Annotated in this window: 13 protein-coding genes, 1 tRNA gene and 1 pseudogene; 13 read left to right on the top strand and 2 right to left on the bottom strand. The window is 70.0% G+C overall.

Annotation, left to right across the window (positions count from 1 at the left end):
• Positions 1 to 4: 4 nt before the first annotated feature.
• The 9 genes from IEZ17_RS09510 to IEZ17_RS09470 all read left to right on the top strand — a co-directional run bounded on the left by IEZ17_RS09510 (position 5) and on the right by IEZ17_RS09470 (position 9,067).
• On the top strand, positions 5 to 1,801 hold the full coding sequence (locus IEZ17_RS09510; RefSeq protein WP_189298493.1) for a type IV secretory system conjugative DNA transfer family protein: 1,797 nt from the start codon (positions 5 to 7) through the stop codon (positions 1,799 to 1,801).
• An 80-nt stretch (positions 1,802 to 1,881) separates the two neighbouring features.
• On the top strand, positions 1,882 to 2,157 hold the full coding sequence (locus tag IEZ17_RS09505; protein WP_189298490.1) for a hypothetical protein: 276 nt from the start codon (positions 1,882 to 1,884) through the stop codon (positions 2,155 to 2,157).
• Positions 2,154 to 2,906 carry a hypothetical protein gene (locus IEZ17_RS09500; RefSeq protein ID WP_189298488.1) on the top strand — a complete coding sequence of 251 codons (753 nt, stop codon included), beginning with the start codon at positions 2,154 to 2,156 and terminating at the stop codon, positions 2,904 to 2,906. The genes IEZ17_RS09505 and IEZ17_RS09500 overlap by 4 nt, the downstream gene beginning before the upstream one ends.
• Before the next feature lie 18 nt (positions 2,907 to 2,924).
• Positions 2,925 to 3,773: a hypothetical protein gene (locus IEZ17_RS09495; RefSeq protein WP_229852104.1), complete on the top strand. Its 849-nt coding sequence runs from the start codon at positions 2,925 to 2,927 to the stop codon at positions 3,771 to 3,773.
• 104 nt (positions 3,774 to 3,877) lie between these two features.
• Positions 3,878 to 4,693: a hypothetical protein gene (locus tag IEZ17_RS42180; protein WP_229852103.1), complete on the top strand. Its 816-nt coding sequence runs from the start codon at positions 3,878 to 3,880 to the stop codon at positions 4,691 to 4,693.
• A gap of 88 nt (positions 4,694 to 4,781) precedes the next feature.
• Complete coding sequence (locus tag IEZ17_RS09485) at positions 4,782 to 5,732, top strand: hypothetical protein (RefSeq protein ID WP_189298486.1); 951 nt, start codon at positions 4,782 to 4,784, stop codon at positions 5,730 to 5,732.
• A 109-nt stretch (positions 5,733 to 5,841) separates the two neighbouring features.
• Positions 5,842 to 6,714: an adenine nucleotide alpha hydrolase family protein gene (locus IEZ17_RS09480; protein WP_189298484.1), complete on the top strand. Its 873-nt coding sequence runs from the start codon at positions 5,842 to 5,844 to the stop codon at positions 6,712 to 6,714.
• Positions 6,711 to 7,949 (top strand): DNA cytosine methyltransferase, encoded by a 1,239-nt coding sequence (locus IEZ17_RS09475; RefSeq protein WP_189298482.1) that lies wholly within the window; start codon positions 6,711 to 6,713, stop codon positions 7,947 to 7,949. The genes IEZ17_RS09480 and IEZ17_RS09475 overlap by 4 nt, the downstream gene beginning before the upstream one ends.
• A complete protein-coding gene (locus IEZ17_RS09470) occupies positions 7,949 to 9,067 on the top strand; it encodes a DnaB-like helicase N-terminal domain-containing protein (RefSeq protein ID WP_189298480.1) in 1,119 nt (372 codons plus the stop codon). The genes IEZ17_RS09475 and IEZ17_RS09470 overlap by 1 nt, the downstream gene beginning before the upstream one ends.
• A 307-nt stretch (positions 9,068 to 9,374) precedes the next feature.
• On the opposite strand, the gene IEZ17_RS09465 is transcribed toward IEZ17_RS09470, so the two are convergent.
• On the bottom strand, positions 9,375 to 10,457 hold the full coding sequence (locus tag IEZ17_RS09465; protein WP_189298478.1) for an IS110 family RNA-guided transposase: 1,083 nt from the start codon (positions 10,455 to 10,457) through the stop codon (positions 9,375 to 9,377).
• A gap of 158 nt (positions 10,458 to 10,615) precedes the next feature.
• On the opposite strand from IEZ17_RS09465, the gene IEZ17_RS09460 reads away from it, so the two are divergent.
• Together IEZ17_RS09460 and IEZ17_RS09455 are read left to right on the top strand one after the other, a co-directional pair.
• A complete protein-coding gene (locus IEZ17_RS09460; protein ID WP_189298476.1) occupies positions 10,616 to 12,004 on the top strand; it encodes an SPDY domain-containing protein in 1,389 nt (462 codons plus the stop codon).
• Positions 12,001 to 12,438 carry a DUF3592 domain-containing protein gene (locus IEZ17_RS09455; protein WP_189298474.1) on the top strand — a complete coding sequence of 146 codons (438 nt, stop codon included), beginning with the start codon at positions 12,001 to 12,003 and terminating at the stop codon, positions 12,436 to 12,438. Before IEZ17_RS09460 ends, IEZ17_RS09455 begins: the two co-directional genes overlap by 4 nt.
• Positions 12,439 to 12,708: 270 nt before the next feature.
• Here IEZ17_RS09455 and IEZ17_RS09450 read toward each other — a convergent pair whose 3' ends face one another.
• The gene (locus tag IEZ17_RS09450) at positions 12,709 to 13,599 is read right to left on the bottom strand and encodes a DUF5655 domain-containing protein (RefSeq protein ID WP_189298472.1); all 891 of its coding nucleotides are present in this window, start codon (positions 13,597 to 13,599) and stop codon (positions 12,709 to 12,711) included.
• A 210-nt stretch (positions 13,600 to 13,809) separates the two neighbouring features.
• Here IEZ17_RS09450 and IEZ17_RS09445 point away from each other — a divergent pair.
• Both IEZ17_RS09445 and IEZ17_RS09440 read left to right on the top strand, forming a co-directional pair.
• Positions 13,810 to 13,882 (top strand) — tRNA-Arg (locus IEZ17_RS09445).
• A gap of 615 nt (positions 13,883 to 14,497) precedes the next feature.
• Positions 14,498 to 16,147 (top strand): annotated as a pseudogene (locus tag IEZ17_RS09440) (TOTE conflict system archaeo-eukaryotic primase domain-containing protein); the annotation flags it as partial.
• Between the last annotated feature and the right edge of the window lie 195 nt (positions 16,148 to 16,342).

Here is a 16,342-nt window from a genome sequence, read left to right as displayed (position 1 = left end):
CCTCTTGCCCCAGCCCTCCTCCGCCAAGTCCACCGACGCGACCGACATCGTCTTCAAGGTCCTTCTTGGGGCGCTCGCCGTCGGTGTTCCCCTGTCCAACCTCGCCTGGCTCGGCGGACAGATCACCGCCTGGGCCACCGACTCCGGGCCCGGCGCCCCCTACCAGCCCGTTCAAGCCCTCCTGCACCCCGAACAGCTCTGGCCCGACCTGGGAGAAACGTCCCTCCTCTTCGGCACCCGCGTCCTGCCCGGCGCCGTCCTGCTCGCCCTCGCTATCACCGCCGCCATGCTCTACAAGCGGCACAAGGGCACCAGTGGCGGGCGCAAGAAGCGCATCGACGGCATGGCCAAGCACACGGACATCGAGCCGCTGATGGCCAAGGCCATCACCGCCAAAGCCCGCTCGCTGCGCCCGAGCCTGAAAGACGCCAAGCACATCGACGCCCGCGACACCGGCGTCCTCCTCGGCAATCTCCAGGGCACCAAGTACGAGGTGCGCATGGGGTACGAGGACGTCGCCGTGGCGATCATGGCGCCACGCTCCGGCAAGACCACCTCCCTGGCGATCCCCTCCATCCTCAACGCGCCCGGCCCGGTCCTGCTCACCTCCAACAAAGCGGCCGGCGATGCCTATACCGCCACGATCGACGCGCGTGCAGCGGTCGGCCAGACCTGGTCGATGGACCCCCAGCAGATCGCCCACGCCCAGCGCGAGATGTGGTGGAACCCCCTCGCGACCGCCACGACCCTCGACGGGGCCGGCAGGCTGGCCGGCCACTTCCTCGCCGCGAGCGTGGACGCCTCCCAGCAGGGCGACTTCTGGTCCAAGGCCGGATCCAACATCCTCTCCCAGCTGTTCCTGGCCGCCGCCCTGGACGAGCGGCCGATCACTGACGTGATGCAGTGGCTGGCCTTCCCCGCCGACCGCACCCCGCTCGACATCCTGCGCGACCACCAGTTCACCGCAGTCGCCTCCCAGCTCAAGGGCACCGTGGAGGGTCCGCCCGAAACGAGGGACGGCATCTACGAGACCGCGAGGCAGTACGCCGCCGCGCTGCTGAACTCGGAGATCGCGGCGTGGGTGACGCCGCAGAAGGACGTCGAGGAGTTCCGGCCGGAGTCGTTCGTCACCTCGACCGACACCTTGTACCTGCTCTCCAAGGACGGCGGCGGCGGAGCCAGCGCCCTGATCGCCGCGTGCGCGGACTCCGTCATGCGGGCCGCGACCGCCCAGGCCGAACGCGCCGGCGGGCGCCTGGACCCGCCCATGCTCGCGATCCTGGATGAGGCCGCCAACGTGTGCAAGATCAGTGACCTTCCGGACCTGTACTCCCACCTCGGCAGCCGCGGGATCATCCCGATCACGATCCTGCAGTCCTACCGGCAGGGCCAGAAAGTGTGGTCGGACGCGGGCATGGACGCTATGTGGTCCGCCTCCACGATCAAGGTGATCGGGTCCGGGATCGATGACCCGGATTTCGCCGACAAGCTCTCCCGGCTGATCGGCGACCACGACGTCGAGACCACCTCCACCTCGCACTCAGAGTCCGGCAAGAGCACCTCGGTGTCGATGCGGCAGGAGCGGATCCTGGCCGCCGACGCCATCCGGGCCCTGCCCAAGGGCACCGCGCTCGCGTTCGCCACCGGCATGCGCGCCGCGATGCTCGACCTGCGCCCCTGGTATCTCGAGCCCGGAGCCGACGAGCTGTCCGCCGCCTCCGCCCGCGCCTCGGCGGGCATCACCGAGCGCGCTATCGCCAAGGCCGCCCCCAGGAAGTCCGACTTCGGCACCGCCGCATAGAACTCCCCCTTCGCCCTCGTTCCGCCCGGCTTCCCGCACCTGCTTCTGCGCGCCGAGCACCCGCACACCTGGAACCGCCTATGCCACAGATCCACGACGTCCCCGACGACTGGAACCCCCGCCACCGCTGCTGCCTGGAATGCGGCAACAGCGACCCCGACGTCACGCTGCGGGCCCTCACCCACCCCGCAACCAACCAGCAGGCACTCGCCTGTACCCGCCACATCGCGGACGTTGCCGCCGTCCTCGACTCCTTCGCCCCCACGCCGCAGCCTGCGGCCGAGCAGGCGCCGAAGCTCGCCACCGCGCCAGCACCGTCTTCCGCACCCGGCCCTCGGCACCGCTCCCGGGCATGACCCAACCGCCCGCCGACGCGCTGCTGTTCGAGGTACCCCCACCGCCGACACCCGTCGAGCGTCTGCTCGCCCTCGCCGACCACTACACCCAGCACAACGACCGGCTCGACCTCCTGCTCGCCGACAGCACCAAGCCCGATCCAGCAGCCCACGCCGGTGCCGCGCAGAACCTGACCACCGAGACGCTCGCCGCCATCAAGGCCATTCACGACGAACGGCTCTACGAGAGCGCGGAGTTGTCCGACGCTGTGGTCCGGCTCAAGCAGCTCGTCTACCTGAGCACCGCCTCTGCGGGCCATGGTCCTCGGCTGGCGCGCGAGCTGACCGCTCTGGCCCCCGAGGCCGTCCTGGACAGTGCGACGCGCGTTGCCGGGGAGATACGGCGAAGGCGCTGGAGCAGCACCGCACGGTCCGATGCGTCGTTCTCCGCCGCGCAGCAGACGGCGCTGCACGAGATCGCCCGTGGCCATGTCGTGGTCACCGGCACCGCCGACCGCAGTTACGTCCACCACCGCACGGCACGCGTGCTCGTCGGCACGCTGCGGTCCCTGGAGTCGAAGGACCTCATCGCGCGTACGGCGAAGTCCGCAGCCCCCGCATTCATCGGCGGCCCGCCGCAGGACCGCGTCCACCTCACCCCGGCCGGTGTCACGGTCCTCGCCGCACACCTCACCTTCCCCCCAGCCACCCCAGCGGGCCCCGCATCGCGCCCCGCAACCCCCACGCAGACGGCCGCCCGAGGCCGCTGACCCCCTTCCCGGAGCCCCATGTCCCCGCTCGACCTGAACGAACAAGCCCAGCAACTCCGCTCCCTGGCCCGGGGGTTCGAGGAGCTGCACGACCGCGTGCGCGACCTCTCCTACTCTCCCGGCACGGACGCGCTGCACCAGATCACTCCGCTCCTGCTCAAGGCCCAGGAGCTGACCGCGACCGCGCTCGGGCACCTGGCGGCGCTGGCCAACAGCACGTACACGGGCGTCACCGGCAGCCGCGCCGGGCTGGAGTCCCTGTCCGCCACCGTCGCCGGCGCTTCCCTGGCCTGCACCGACCTCGCCGGGGCCATCTACGCCAACCCGTACGAGGGGACACCCTTCGACGGGTTTCCGGCCGGCGACGCCCAGTCCCGCGCCGCTGACCATGCCGAGGCGATCCCTCGCATGAACAGCCACCTCAAGGACGCCGCCCTCCAGCTCGACGTCGGGGCGACCGCCTGCCACTACCTCGCCACCAGCATCAGCCGCAGCCTCCGGGCCACCGCACCCCCGGCCGTGTCCACCCAGCACCAGGCCGCACCCCGGCTGAACGACACCCAGTGCAAGGCGCTGAAGTCACTGGCCCAGGGAGAGGGGCGCCTCTACGAGCGGGCGCTCCACCGGGGGGTGAGCGTGACCCGGGTCGCGGCCAAGGACGGCACCCGTATCTCCATCGCCACCTTCCGGGCCCTCGCCAAGCGTGGTCTCGTCACCACCGACACGAGCACGCCCTTGCTCATCGGACAGGACATCGCGGTCACCGAGCAGGGGCAGCGCTCGCTGGCCGAGCACCGCCCGGCTCTCTCCACCACCGCGGCGGTGCCGGCGCCCAGGACTCCCGCGGCGCAGGCACCCCGCCGATGACGGACGCCGTGTCCGGCGAGGAGCACTCCGCCCGGCTCCCGTCCACCTGCGGCGAGCACCGCCGCTGATCACACCTCGCACCGATTGGAGCTCTGCGTCTCCCGATGACCGTCCCACTCTCCCCGCCCGAAGCGCTGCTGGCCCTCGGCGCTGACTACAACCGTCACAACGACGCCCTCAACTCCCTGGCCATCATGGAGATCAACCGCCCCAACCCCGCGACCGCGGTAAGCCAACTGATCCCCCGAACCCGGCACCTGACCCACTCCGCGCTCCACATCGTCGACGCGCTGAACCACCAGCGGATGTACCACAGCCCCGGCATCCGCTCGGCCTACGCCCGCATCCGCCAGCTCGCCCACCTCGCCCTGGACGCCGCCGATCACCTCCTGGACGCCGAGGACATCCTCGACGACGCCCGCGTGGGCGCCCCCAGCGAGGACGGCCCGCCCCTCACCCTCCAAGAAGCCCGATCCGAGGTGCGAGACCGGCTCGTCCTCGTACGGGACCTGACCGCCCTCGGCGCCGACGACACTCTGGCCACGGCGGAACTCCTGGCCACCGAGATGCGGCGCCAGCGCCTCCTGCCCGCCGGCCAGCTGCTCGACCTCTCGCCCGCGCAGCACACCGCGCTGCGGGCCGTCGCCCAGGGCCACGTGACGATCGACCGCCACAACGACAAGCCCCGGGTCAGCCGCGACGATCTCCGGATCAGCATCAGCACCATCCGCTCCCTGGAAACACGCGGGCTCGTCGGCCGCGAGGAGACCCCACGGGTCCTGCACGACGAACGCATCCACCTCACCTCCGACGGCTGCCGCACCCTGGCGGCCGGCTTCGGCCAGGTGCGGCCCCCCGCACTGACGACCGCCCGCCCGGTACAGGTCAAGGCCGCCTCCGCGCCCGCGCGCTCCCGCTGAACGCGGCCCCGTCTCCTCGCTCCGTCTGGAGATCCATACGCTCCCCGCTCACCCGACCCCCTACCAACTGGCCCGCGCCCTGGCCGACATGATCACGCCCGACATCGCGGTCCGTGACGTCCTCATCGGCTACCGGACCCGCCCGCGGGTCGCCTCCCGCTTCGGCCACCGCAGTAGCGGCGGGTGGATCCACCACTACCTCGCAACCCTGCACCCCCGGCTCTACAGCCCACCCGCGGATCACGGTCCGCTGCCGACCGACCTGGACGAGCTGCGGCTGTGGGCCCTCGCCTACGCCGGTGAACACCAGCAGGAGGCCGTCCTCGACACCCTCTCCGCCCAGTTGCCGCATACGGTCCAGCTCCTGAAGCACCCGCTGCACGCGCCCTCGTTGCCGGCGCCCTCCCGCGCCTGGCTGCACGAGGCTGAGCGATCGATACGCCAACTCTCCGACCAGATCCACCGCGTGAGCCCCGCCTTCGCCCTTCCCCACGCCCCGCCGGAGCAGACGTCCCCGACCACGGCGGTGCCCGGCTCCGATCCTGCTCCGCAGGACATCACCCGGGCCCTGGCCGACTTCATCTCACCGGACATCGCGCCGGACGACGTCCTGCTCAGCTTTCGCCCGCACCCGCGCACCGGCGGGCGCTTCACCGCGCGAGACGCCCCCGCCACGGTCTTCGGCCCGCTCCTGCACGCCCGGCTCCACGGCCTGGAAGCCGCAGCCACTGCGCGACCAGAGCCGTGGGAGGAGCCGAACCGGTCCGCGCGTGCCACGGCCGGCCAGCAGGCAGCAGCCCTCGCCTGGCTCTCCGGCCAACTGCACAGCGCGGGCGACATCCTCACCTGGGCCCGGCACGAGTCCCACTGGCGTCGCCTGCCCCGCGACATTCACGCCCAACTGGGCAGCACCGCCACCACGGTGCGCGAACTCGCCAACGGCATCAGCACGATCCCCGCACCTCCCGGGACCGCCCTTACGGCAACACCCGTACTCGCGCCGCCCACCGTGCCGTCCCCGGCACCCCCACGGCGCTGACCCTTCCACCCTCTTTCTCTGCCTCATTCCTCAAGGACGCACCATTTCCGACTCCGAATCCCCCGTCTTCAAGTGCATTTCTCTAGGTGCTGGAGTTCAATCCAGTGTCATGCTCGCCCTGTCCGCCAAGGGCGTCCTCCCCAGGGTTGATTACGCGATATTCGCTGATACCGGCTGGGAGCCGCAGGCCGTTTACCGGCATCTCGACCGGCTGGAGCGGTACATAGCCGAACCGGCTGGAATCCCCATCCTGCGCGTCTCCTCCGGGAACATTCGAAAAGACGCGCTCGACCCGCATCACCGATTTGCCTCAATGCCTTTGTACATCCTGAACCAGGACGGCAAGCCCGGGATGACCAGGCGCCAATGTACTGGTGAGTACAAAATTAAGCCACTGAAGAAGCAGGTACGTGAACTCCTCGGATACCCCTATCCGGCACGCATCCCGAGAGACGTCTATGTGGAGCAGTGGGTCGGCATTTCGACCGACGAATTCCACCGAGCCAAGGACTCGGACGTCAAATACATGCGCAACCGCCACCCGCTCATTGATATTGGCTGGTCAAGAGCTGACTGCGTGAAATATTTGACGTCGCTCGGGCTGGCAGACACGCCCAAATCGAGCTGCCTCGGGTGTCCTTTTCATGGAAATGCGCAGTGGAGATCCATCCGGGATTCATCGCCGCAGGAGTGGGCGGACGTGGTGGCCTTCGATGCGGCGATCCGGAAGGGAAATGCGCGCGCCAACGCCACCGGCAACCGGCTGCTGGGCGAGGCATTCCTCCACCGCTCGCGCGTTCCGCTCGACCAGGCGCCGATCGACCATGTCACCGCCGCCGAATGGGCCGCCCTGCAGCAGGAACTCGGCGACAGCGCAGCAGACGCCCAGGAGCTGGAAGATGGTGTTATCGACAGCTGCTCCCCGTGGGCCTGCCGCGGTGAAGTCGAGCCGGTCCAGGACGACTTCGGACTGGCCTCTTGATACTCGATCTGTTCGCTGGAAGCGGGGGTTGGAGCCAGGCCCTGACTGAGCTCGGCGTCCGGGATGTGGGTCTGGAATGGGACGAGTGGGCGTGCAAAACCCGGGCCGCGGCGGGGCAGTTGACGATCCGCACCGATGTAGCCGCCTATCCCCTGTGGCCGTTCCTCGGCAAGACCACCGGGCTTCTGGCCAGCCCCCCGTGCCAGGCGTGGTCGATGGCGGGCAAGCGGCTGGGCCTGCTCGACCAGCCGCTGGTCCACCAGGCCGTCGCCGACCTCGCTCAGGGGCTGGACACCCGCGAGAAGCTCCTGGCCGCCTGCCGTGACGAACGCTCCCTGCTTGCCGCCGAACCCATGCGCTACCTGCACGCCCTGAACCAGCACGGCCAGCCGGAGTGGGTCGCGATGGAAGAGGTCCCCGACGTCCTGCCGCTGTGGCGCCAGTACGCCGCGATCCTGCGGACCTGGGGGTACTCGGTCTGGACCGGGGTGCTGAACGCGGCCGACTACGGGGTGCCGCAGACGAGGAGGCGGGCGATCCTGCTCGCTTCGCGCACGCGGACCGCCGAACCGCCGCCGCCCACCCACGCCAAACTCGCCGAGCCGGACTCGCTGTTCGGTCCGGGCCGCGCCCGCTGGATGTCCATGGCCGAGGCCCTGGGCTGGGGCGCCACCGACCGCCCCGTGCCCACCGTGTGCGCCGGGGGCGGACCCGGCGGCGGGCCCGAACCGTTCCCCTCCGGCGCCCGCAAGACTCTCAGCGACGCCCGCGAGCGCGGCACCTGGACGCCGCACCCGCCCATCAACCCGGCCGTCACCGTGGCGGATGGCCGGGCGGAGAAGGCCGTCCACACGGAGCACCCCACCGCCCAGGCGATACCTACGGCGTGGCGCTGGACCCTGCGCAACAACAACCAGGCCAACGCCACCGTCCGCACCATCGACGAGCCGGCCGGGACCCTGTTCTTCGGCCACCGGGCCAACGAGTGCGTGTGGCAGGCCGAACCGGTCAACCCCACACCACCAGGCACAGGCTCAGCCCCGGATCCGATCCGGATCACCGCCGCCGAGGCCGGCATCCTGCAGACCTTCCCCGCCGACTACCCCTGGCAGGGCAACAAGGGCCAGATCTTCAGCCAGGTCGGCAACGCGGTCCCGCCCCGGCTCGCAGCCCACCTGCTCGCCCCGCACCTCGGCGTCTCCCTCAGCCCCGACGACTTCACCCTGGCCGCCTAATGCCCCATCCCTCCGCCTCCGACGAGAACGACGAACTGGACGGCCTTCCGCCGCCCCCGCCCGTGCACTACGCCGAACAGTCCCTGCTCGGCGCCCTCCTGCTGGAGCCCCACCGCCTCGACGAGATCGGCCCGCTGGATCCGGACCACTTCTCCAACCACGCGCACGGCGAACTGTTCCGCGCCATGCGCACGGTGCCGGCCCCCGATGCCGAGCAGCACCGCACGAGTCCGGCCTGGCTGAACACGGTCCTGGACGCGGCCCGCCCCCACGCCCCCGGGCTGACCGCCTCCTACTTGCACACCCTCGTCCAGGTCTGCCCCTGGCCCCAGCACGCGGCCACGTACGCGCGGATGATCCGCGCCGACCACGCCCGTCGCAGCCTGCGCGTTCACGCCGAGCGCCTGGCCCAGACCGCAGTGGACACCACCCTGCCCCACCGCGCGAAGGCCACCGTCCAGCAGGCCGACACGCTCGCCCGGTTCCTGGACGACCTCTCCGGCCGCTTCGCCTCGCACCCCGGCTCCCTGCCCCGCACCGCGCTGCCGCCGGCACCCGCCCGGGACACGAGCGAGGAAGCCCTCGACGAGGAACGCCTCCTGATCGCCACCGCGACCGCGTACCCCGCCGAGACCCGTCAGATGCGCTGGCTCGTTCCCGAGGACTTCGCGTTCCCCCTGCATGCGGCGCTGTGGCAGTGCCTCACCGCGCTCACCCATCGCGGCGAGCCGGTCGACCCCATCACCGTGCTCTGGGAAGCCCAGCACCGCGGCCTCCTCGCACGCGACATCACCCCCACCGACCTGCTGACCCTGCTCTCCACTCCGGTCGGATCCCCCGAGCACTGGGGCGAGAAGGTCCTTGAGCGTGCCCTGCTCACCCGCGCGCAGACCGTCGCGATCAGCATCGCCTCCTTCACCGACGATCCGGCCAACAGCCCCCACCAGCTGATCACCGGCAGTCGAAGGGCCCTGGCCGACCTCACCGCCCTGCGCGCCCGCTGGCACCACGCCACCAGCCCGGCGCCGCGCACCGCCCGCCCGACCCGCACTCCGACTGCCCCGCGGGCCGGGCCGCCACCGCGGACCGCCCCCACCCCCGTCCGAGCCACCCGCTGATATGGAGGGCATCCGTGTCAAGTGGGCGTCCACGTACGGGCTCGATGCGGGGCATCGGGTCCGGGCGGGATGGTATGGGCCGGTGGGAGAAGGCGCCGGGAGGCATGTCGGTTCGACGCGCGGTCAAGCTGATATGCGCGGGTTGGCTACCGCAGGACTGGTTGTGCGTCGGGAGGGTTCCGCGAGTCTAGAAACGAGCATGGCCGCGCCGGTCACCGACGGGGCTGCTCAAGCGGGTATCGCGGGTCCTCCTCGCGTCGCCTGTCCAATGCCGGTCTCCCACCGGCGGTTTGTGGGGCGGACGGCGTCAGAGGTTCTCGTCCATGGTCGCGAGGCTCCAGCACCATCCGGCCAGTTCGCGGGCGACGGCCACCGCGGCGACGGTGGCCCGCTTGTTGCGGGCGTCGAATCGCTTCCACCGCTGGTACAGCCGTCGGTTGCCACGTGTGGCCCGGTCCCGCACAGCCGGCGGCTGTCCGTCCTGGCGTCGGGCCAGCCCGCGGCTGGGCCGATAGGGCTTGCGGTGGTGCCAGGACGCCTCGACCAGCAGACGGCGGGCGTGGCTGTTGCCCGTCTTGGTGATCGGACCCTGCACGCGGCGGTTGCCGCTGGAGTTCTCGGACGGCACCAGGCCGAGGTAGGAGCCGATGGTGTTGCCAGTGAACCGGTGCCAGTCACCGACCTCGACGGCCAGCCCCACGGCGGTCAGCGTGCTCACTCCACGCAGGCACGCCAGGCGCCCGACCACCGGAGCAAAGGGCGGGGTAGCGGCCATCGCCTCGATGGCCTTGTCGAGCCGTTCCCGACGGGCGTGCGTACTGAGCACCGCATCGAAAGCCTCGTCGAAGGCCAGTTGCACACCGAGACCGTCGAAGGAGAGCGAACGCAGCCAGCTCTCGTGCTCACCCGTCCACGCCCTCTTCTCCCACACCAGGCCCTGTCGCAGCAGGAGCTTGGAGAGCCGGTGCCGGGCACGCATCAGGTCCGCGCGGACGTCGTCACGGGCCCGCACCAGGTCCCGGGCAGCCTCTTCAGCCTCGGTGGGCACCCGCACGGCTGGAAGCTCCCCGATCCGCAGCAGCCTGGCCAGCCGCTCGGCATCCCGCCGGTCGGTCTTGACCCGGTCCCCGGGAGGCCGCTCGATCTTCGAGGCCGCCACCACCACGCACCTGATCCCCGCCGCCGTCAGCCCTCGGGCCAGCCCGAACCCCGTTGGCCCGGCCTCATAGGCCACCGCCACCGGGCCAGGCAGCGAGGCGACCCAGGCGATCACCGCGTCCGTCCTGGGCGACAGCCTCAACGACCGGATCTCCCCCGACCCGGTATCGAGCGCCGTGCCGACAACCGACCGGGCATGAACATCCAGCCCTATGAATGTGCGTTCCGACATCACGGCCGATGCCTTCCATCTGCACGACCCCGCTACGACCCAGCCTGGCAGCAACTCCCGTCAACCGTCAGGGAGACACTGTCTTTCCATACGGTCTAGACCCTCCGGTCCGGGCCGACCTCCGCACCTCGGCCCGGACCGGTGAAACGAGCCCCCTTATGCCCGACACCGCACCCGACGCTCATGTTCATCTCGCCCTGCACCCCCAGCACCCCAGCGCCGTCGTCGCCACCCTCACGGGCAGCACGCTGCACACCGCCCGCGCCACCCTCGCCTCGCAAGGCTTCCGGCCGGTCACCGACCACACGATGCTCCTCGTCCGTATCGACCACGAGGAGCCCTACTACGCCAACATCACCGCCACCCTCCTGCGCGACGCCGGCATCACCGTGGACATCACCGACCAACTGCAGGAGGAGATCGACACCGAGTGGACCTGGGCCAACCACCCCATGACGTGGCTCGACCGCGACGAGATCCGGCTCGTGTCCGCCGACGCCCAGAAGATCCACGACGACATCACCTCCGGCCTTCTCGTCATCCACCTGCACGCTCACGACGGCCACACCACCTGCGCCGTCGGCAGCTACCAGCACGCCGACAGCGTCCACCTCCACGGCGAGAACCACCTGCGGGTCGTCAGCGGCTCCTACGACACCCCAGGCGAAGCCATCGCCGACTTCGAGCGCCTGTACGGCGACGCCGTCCGCCCCGGCCCGCCGCCGCCCACCGACACAGAACAGCAGACCGCCCAAGCCTTCGCCGGCCTATCGACGTCAGAGGCGGCCAGCGCCGCTGACGCGCTGGTGGAATCGCAGGCGGCGAAGTCGGAGTTGGTTCCGGTGTTCGCCGCCGACGCCGGCGACCACGAAGCCCTCTTCAAGGACTTCCTCGACTCCCAACCCGCCTGGGAGATGTACCGCCCGTACGACGAGACCACCATCGCCAGCCACGAATCCCTCACCCTGCGCGTGGAGTTCGAGCACGAGACCGGGCCGCGCGACATCAACTGGACCGTCGCCGTCTACGAGACTCCGGTGAGCGACCGCCTGTGGCACAGCACGGCCACCGCCTCCACTCCGACCGCGATCATCAGTGCACTGCTGGACACGGTCGCCGCCGAGAACGTATGGGGTCCGCGCCTGTCCCCGCGTGTCAACGAGGCCGCTATCGCCGAGGCGACTCGTCCGCTCGCCGATGCGGGCTGGAAGCAGTCCATCGACGGGCGCTACATCTCCTGGGCAGCCCCCGGCCCCGAGAAGGGCGGCGTGCAGTTCGACGCCTTCGCCGCCCAGAAGACCAACGGCTCCCTTCCCGTATGGACCATCTGGGGCGGCCACGCCGTCCACCAGCCCACCTGGGCACTCCAGCTGTCCGCGCACGCACCGACGGCTCTGGTGCAGGACATCGCCTTCGAAATGGCCGAGGGCCAAGGAAGCCGCCTCCTACGTCCAGCAGCCGGCGGCCCGGTGCTCCACACCGCACAAGCCCCCGCTCGGGTGGCAGCAGCGCCGCCGGCCGCGCACCTTCCCGGGCGCAGGCGATGAGCCTCTGCCCGGCGCAGACGACGATGTTCTGGGTGGGCCTCGCCGTCCTGGCCGCCTTCGGGACCCTCTGCTTCTTCCTGTCACGCCAGCTGATCGGCCGCCTGCGCTCGGTCACGAGCGGCATCACCGCAGAAGGCCGCTGCATCCGCCGGTACGCGTCAGAAGGCAGCGAGGGCAACACCTACTGGCATCACGTCCATGCCTTCACCACGCTCGACGGCCAGTACGTCGAGTTCGAGGAGGACGCCGTGCTCCTCGCACAGGGCGACACCGTCACCGTGCGATACCGCCCCAGCAACCCCGCCCGCTCCGCGACCATCATGGGCGCCGGCGGGACCTGGTCGCCCCTCTTCGGAAGCCTCTTCGGCATCCTCATCTCCGGCATCTTCACCGCGTTTGGCGCGCTGTTCGTCGTCCTGAGCTTCACCCCGTAGCCGCCCCGAACCGGGCCGCGTCCTCAGCTCGGACAGCCGCCATCGGTAGACCAGTCCAACGCAGTCGTCCACTGACCATCCGAGCAGGCTCCCCGTTGCGGCGAGGCGCAGGGCGATACATAGCAGAGGATCCCCGGTTAGCGAAACCGGAGATCCTCCGGACCATTAGTGGTCCACCGCCAATCCCTGCCCGTCACGTCGGAAGGCACCACCACGACAACAGCCCACAACTCCGCACGCCGTTCGGACCGATGCCGTTGCGGGAGATCCCTATGCCGCGGCGTAGCTGAGGCGGAGAAGGTCACCAGCGCGCTCCAGGTCCCGCTCCGTACGCAGCTGCAGCTCCAGGTCGCCCGTGCCGTGGTGACCGAGCCCCGTCACATCCCGGGTGAAGCCGGAGACGAGGTCGACCTCCTTCGGATCGGCCTTGAGGTAGACGAGGAGCTTCTTCTGCTGCGGCGGGCACACGCATGCGAAGTTCCGCAGCCGCTGGTAGGCCGCGTACTGCTTGCGCTGCACCCGGGTGACGCCGTCCCCGAGTCCGACCAGGACCTCGTCGACCGCCTCGGCCAGCTCGGCCATCGCACCGCCCTGCATCCGAACCGGCGGCGCACCGGCCGCCCGGCGGCGTACCCGCTTGGCCGAAGCCGAGTGCCCCGTGACGGAGGCCACGGTCTCCAGGCCGAAGTGGTCGCTGCCGAAGTAGCGGTAGCGGACCAGGTCGATCGAGCGCCGGTGCTCGCGTACGGCATGTGCGTCGTAGCGGGTGAAGTCGCCGGCCACGCAGATCAGCCGGGGTGCGCTCCACAGGATCTGGGACGCGGCCGTCCCCCCGAGCCGGTCGCGGACCAGGTTCCGGAAGGCGTCCTTGTGGTTCGTCAGCCAGGCCATGTAGTAGAGGCCCTGGTTGATGACACCTGCGTCGGTGCCGCGCTTGTACTCGACGATCACTGGTGCGCCGTTCTCGTCGAGACCCAGCGAGTCGATCCTCCCGCCGTCGACGCAGTCGATGACGTACTCGCTCGCGAGGAACGTGACGCCCAGCATCGTCTCCATGTGCGCCTCGACGAGGTCCTGCACGTCAGCCTCGACCGCAGCAAGACGCGGCATGACCTCGGTCACGCCGCTATTCGTCGTGTGGAACAGCTTCAGGCCCGACACCTTCCCCTCCTCGGCTCGGAGATCACCAACGCCGAACGGGGGCAGGATTGTTTCCGCGAGGGTCTTCGGACCTGTGAAGATGGTGTGAGAAGCTACGTCCGAGCCACCGGGGCGCACCAGCGTCCCACGGTTCCCAGGGATCAACAGATCCCACATACGTCCCACAGGTTCCTGGGACGAGCGCTCGGAAGACTGCGTTTTCGCAGGTCAGCCCCCGTAGCTCAGTGGATAGAGCAGGTGCCTTCTAAGCACTTGGCCGCAGGTTCGAGTCCTGCCGGGGGCGCCCAACCTGCGGCTTGAGTCTGCGCGGAAAAGCGCAGGTCATAGCCGGTGTGCGCGTCTAGCGCAGCGAGGCGGCGTGTGCGCCCATAGGGCACGCACGCCGCGTACATGCCACTCGCTTGACCTGCCGCCCGTCAAAAACCGGCAGGTCAACGGCACGCGACCGGCTCCGTGAGACGACTACGAGCAGGCCGCAGGTTCATGTCCTACCGGGACGCTCTCTCAAGGGCTGGCTCAGTCGCCCCCGTCTCCCTGTTGGGCACCCTCGGGGTGGTCAATGAGCCGCTGGAGCGCACGGAGGATCGCTCGCGCTTGGCGGCTCTGCAGCGCTTCGCCGTCAGGGCCGTCCATGGTTAGGTAGGGGACTCGCACGGTGAGCTCACGTTTGGGTTTGCGCGCTTCGCCGGCCGGTTCGGACCGGCGCCCTCCGGGCTTCTCATCAGTCATGACCAGCATGGTCTGCTCGGACTGCGGACCGGCGCAGCACTTGAGTCGAACCGCTGCTGGTCCCGGGCAGCAGACGCTACCGGTGTGCAATCAGGTCGCGGAAGCTACAGGACGGCCGGGAGGTGAGACGTGACCGTTTTTGCTGCGTGAGGAACACACGGTCTTGATCATGAGGGGTGTGGAGGATTGGTCCGACTGCTTCGACCGTGACGAGTTGCGCATCCGCCTCGACGTGACGCTGGAGGAGAACGCAGAACTACGCGAAGAGCTCGCCCGGCTCAGAGCCGACAATGCACGGCTTCGCAGCCTTGTGGGCCCAGGTGTTCGCACTGACGCCCCTTCGTTGCCGCCCGTTCCCGCGTCCGTACCGGCGGCGCCCGCCGCCGGGGTCGGCGGGCTTCCGTATGCGGATGCCTCCTCCAGCGCTGAGGCAAGGATCGCCCTGTTCACAGCCCTGTCTGCGGGGCGCGAGGACGTGTACGCGCGGCGCTGGGTGAGCCCCAAGTCCGGTCGGACAGGCTGGAGTCCGGCCGAGGATAGTCCGTTCGACAAGAACAAGGCCGAGGCAGACCGGGCGTTCTGGCCGCTGACCGACGAGACCGTCCACCGCCGTCTCGACCCCACCCGGCAGGGCCGCAGCGAGCTGCACATCGGTCTGTATCCGCTGCTGGCGGACGACACTTGCCGACTGCTCGCGGTCGACTTCGACGGCAAGGACGGCAGCGACTGGCGCGGCGACGTCGTCGCGTACATCACGGCCTGCCGCGAGGCAGGGGTCCCCGCGCTGGTCGAGGTCTCCCGCTCCGAGAAGGGGGCACATGTCTGGACGTTCTTCACCGCCCCCGTCGCTGCGGCCACCGCCCGCGCGCTGGGGATGGCACTGCTGCGCCGGGCGATCGACTCCCGCGGGCAGATGGCGCTGTCCAGCTACGACCGGCTCTTCCCCGCCCAGGACTTCCTGCCGATCAGCGCCAAGGGCAGCTTCCGGTTCGGCAGCCTGATCGCACTGCCGCTGCACGGCGTCTCCCGTGCCAAGGGCACTACCGTCTTCGTGGACCCCGGCACATGGCAGCCTTACCCCGACCAGTTCGCCCGGCTCTCGCACACCGAAAGGCTGTCTCCGGTCGACGTCGAGGCGCTGGTGGACAAGTTCGGCCCCGTCAAAGCGGGCCCGTCCCCCACCGCCCCGGAACTGGGGCCCAGGCCCCGCCGCAAGTCTCCCGGCAAGGCGCCCGCACACGTTGCAGCTCGGCTCGCGGCGATGCTGGCGATCTCCACAACCGGGCTCCCGCCCCAGCTGCTGGCCGCGCTCAAGCACGCGGCGTCGTTCCACAACCCGGAGTTCTACCGCAAGCAGAACCAGCGCTTCTCCACCTTCAACACTCCGCGCCTCGTCTGCTGCTTCGACGCGTCAGATCCCGACCGGCTCAGGGTGCCCCGCGGCCTGGCGGACGAAGCCACCCAGCTCGTCTCCGCCGCGGGCGGTACCCTCGACATCACCAAGGATCTCCCCGAACCCGCACCGATCACAGCCCGGTTCGCCGGTGAGCTGACCGCCACTCAGCAGACCGCCGTGGAAGCGATGACCAAGAATTCCACGGGCACCCTGGTCGCACCACCCGGTTCCGGCAAGACCGTTATGGCCTGCGCCCTGATCGCCCGACACCGCACCCCGACTGCGGTGATCGTGAACCGGGCGGAGCTGTCGACCCAGTGGAAGGAACGACTGGCGGCCTTCCTCGATCTCGGCACCGGGCACGTTGGTTCGCTGGGCGGCGGCAAGGATCGCCGTGGCCATGTCGTCGATCTGATCATGCTGCAGACGCTGTCCCACCGCGACGCCCCGATGGCTTGCTCGACGGGTACGGGCTGGTCATCGTGGACGAGTGCCACACCGTCGGCGCACCCGGTGCCGAGGCCGCGATCCGCAGAGCGGAGGCGCCACGCTGGATCGGGCTGTCCGCCACCCCCTACCGCGCGGACCAGATGGACCCGGTGATCACGATGCAGTGCG

Origin of the sequence: Streptomyces albospinus (assembly GCF_014648695.1) — a bacterium.
Lineage (GTDB): Bacteria > Actinomycetota > Actinomycetes > Streptomycetales > Streptomycetaceae > Streptomyces > Streptomyces albospinus.
The sequence above is the reverse complement of the archived record's forward strand: the minus strand, read 5'-3'. Positions and strand labels throughout refer to the sequence as shown.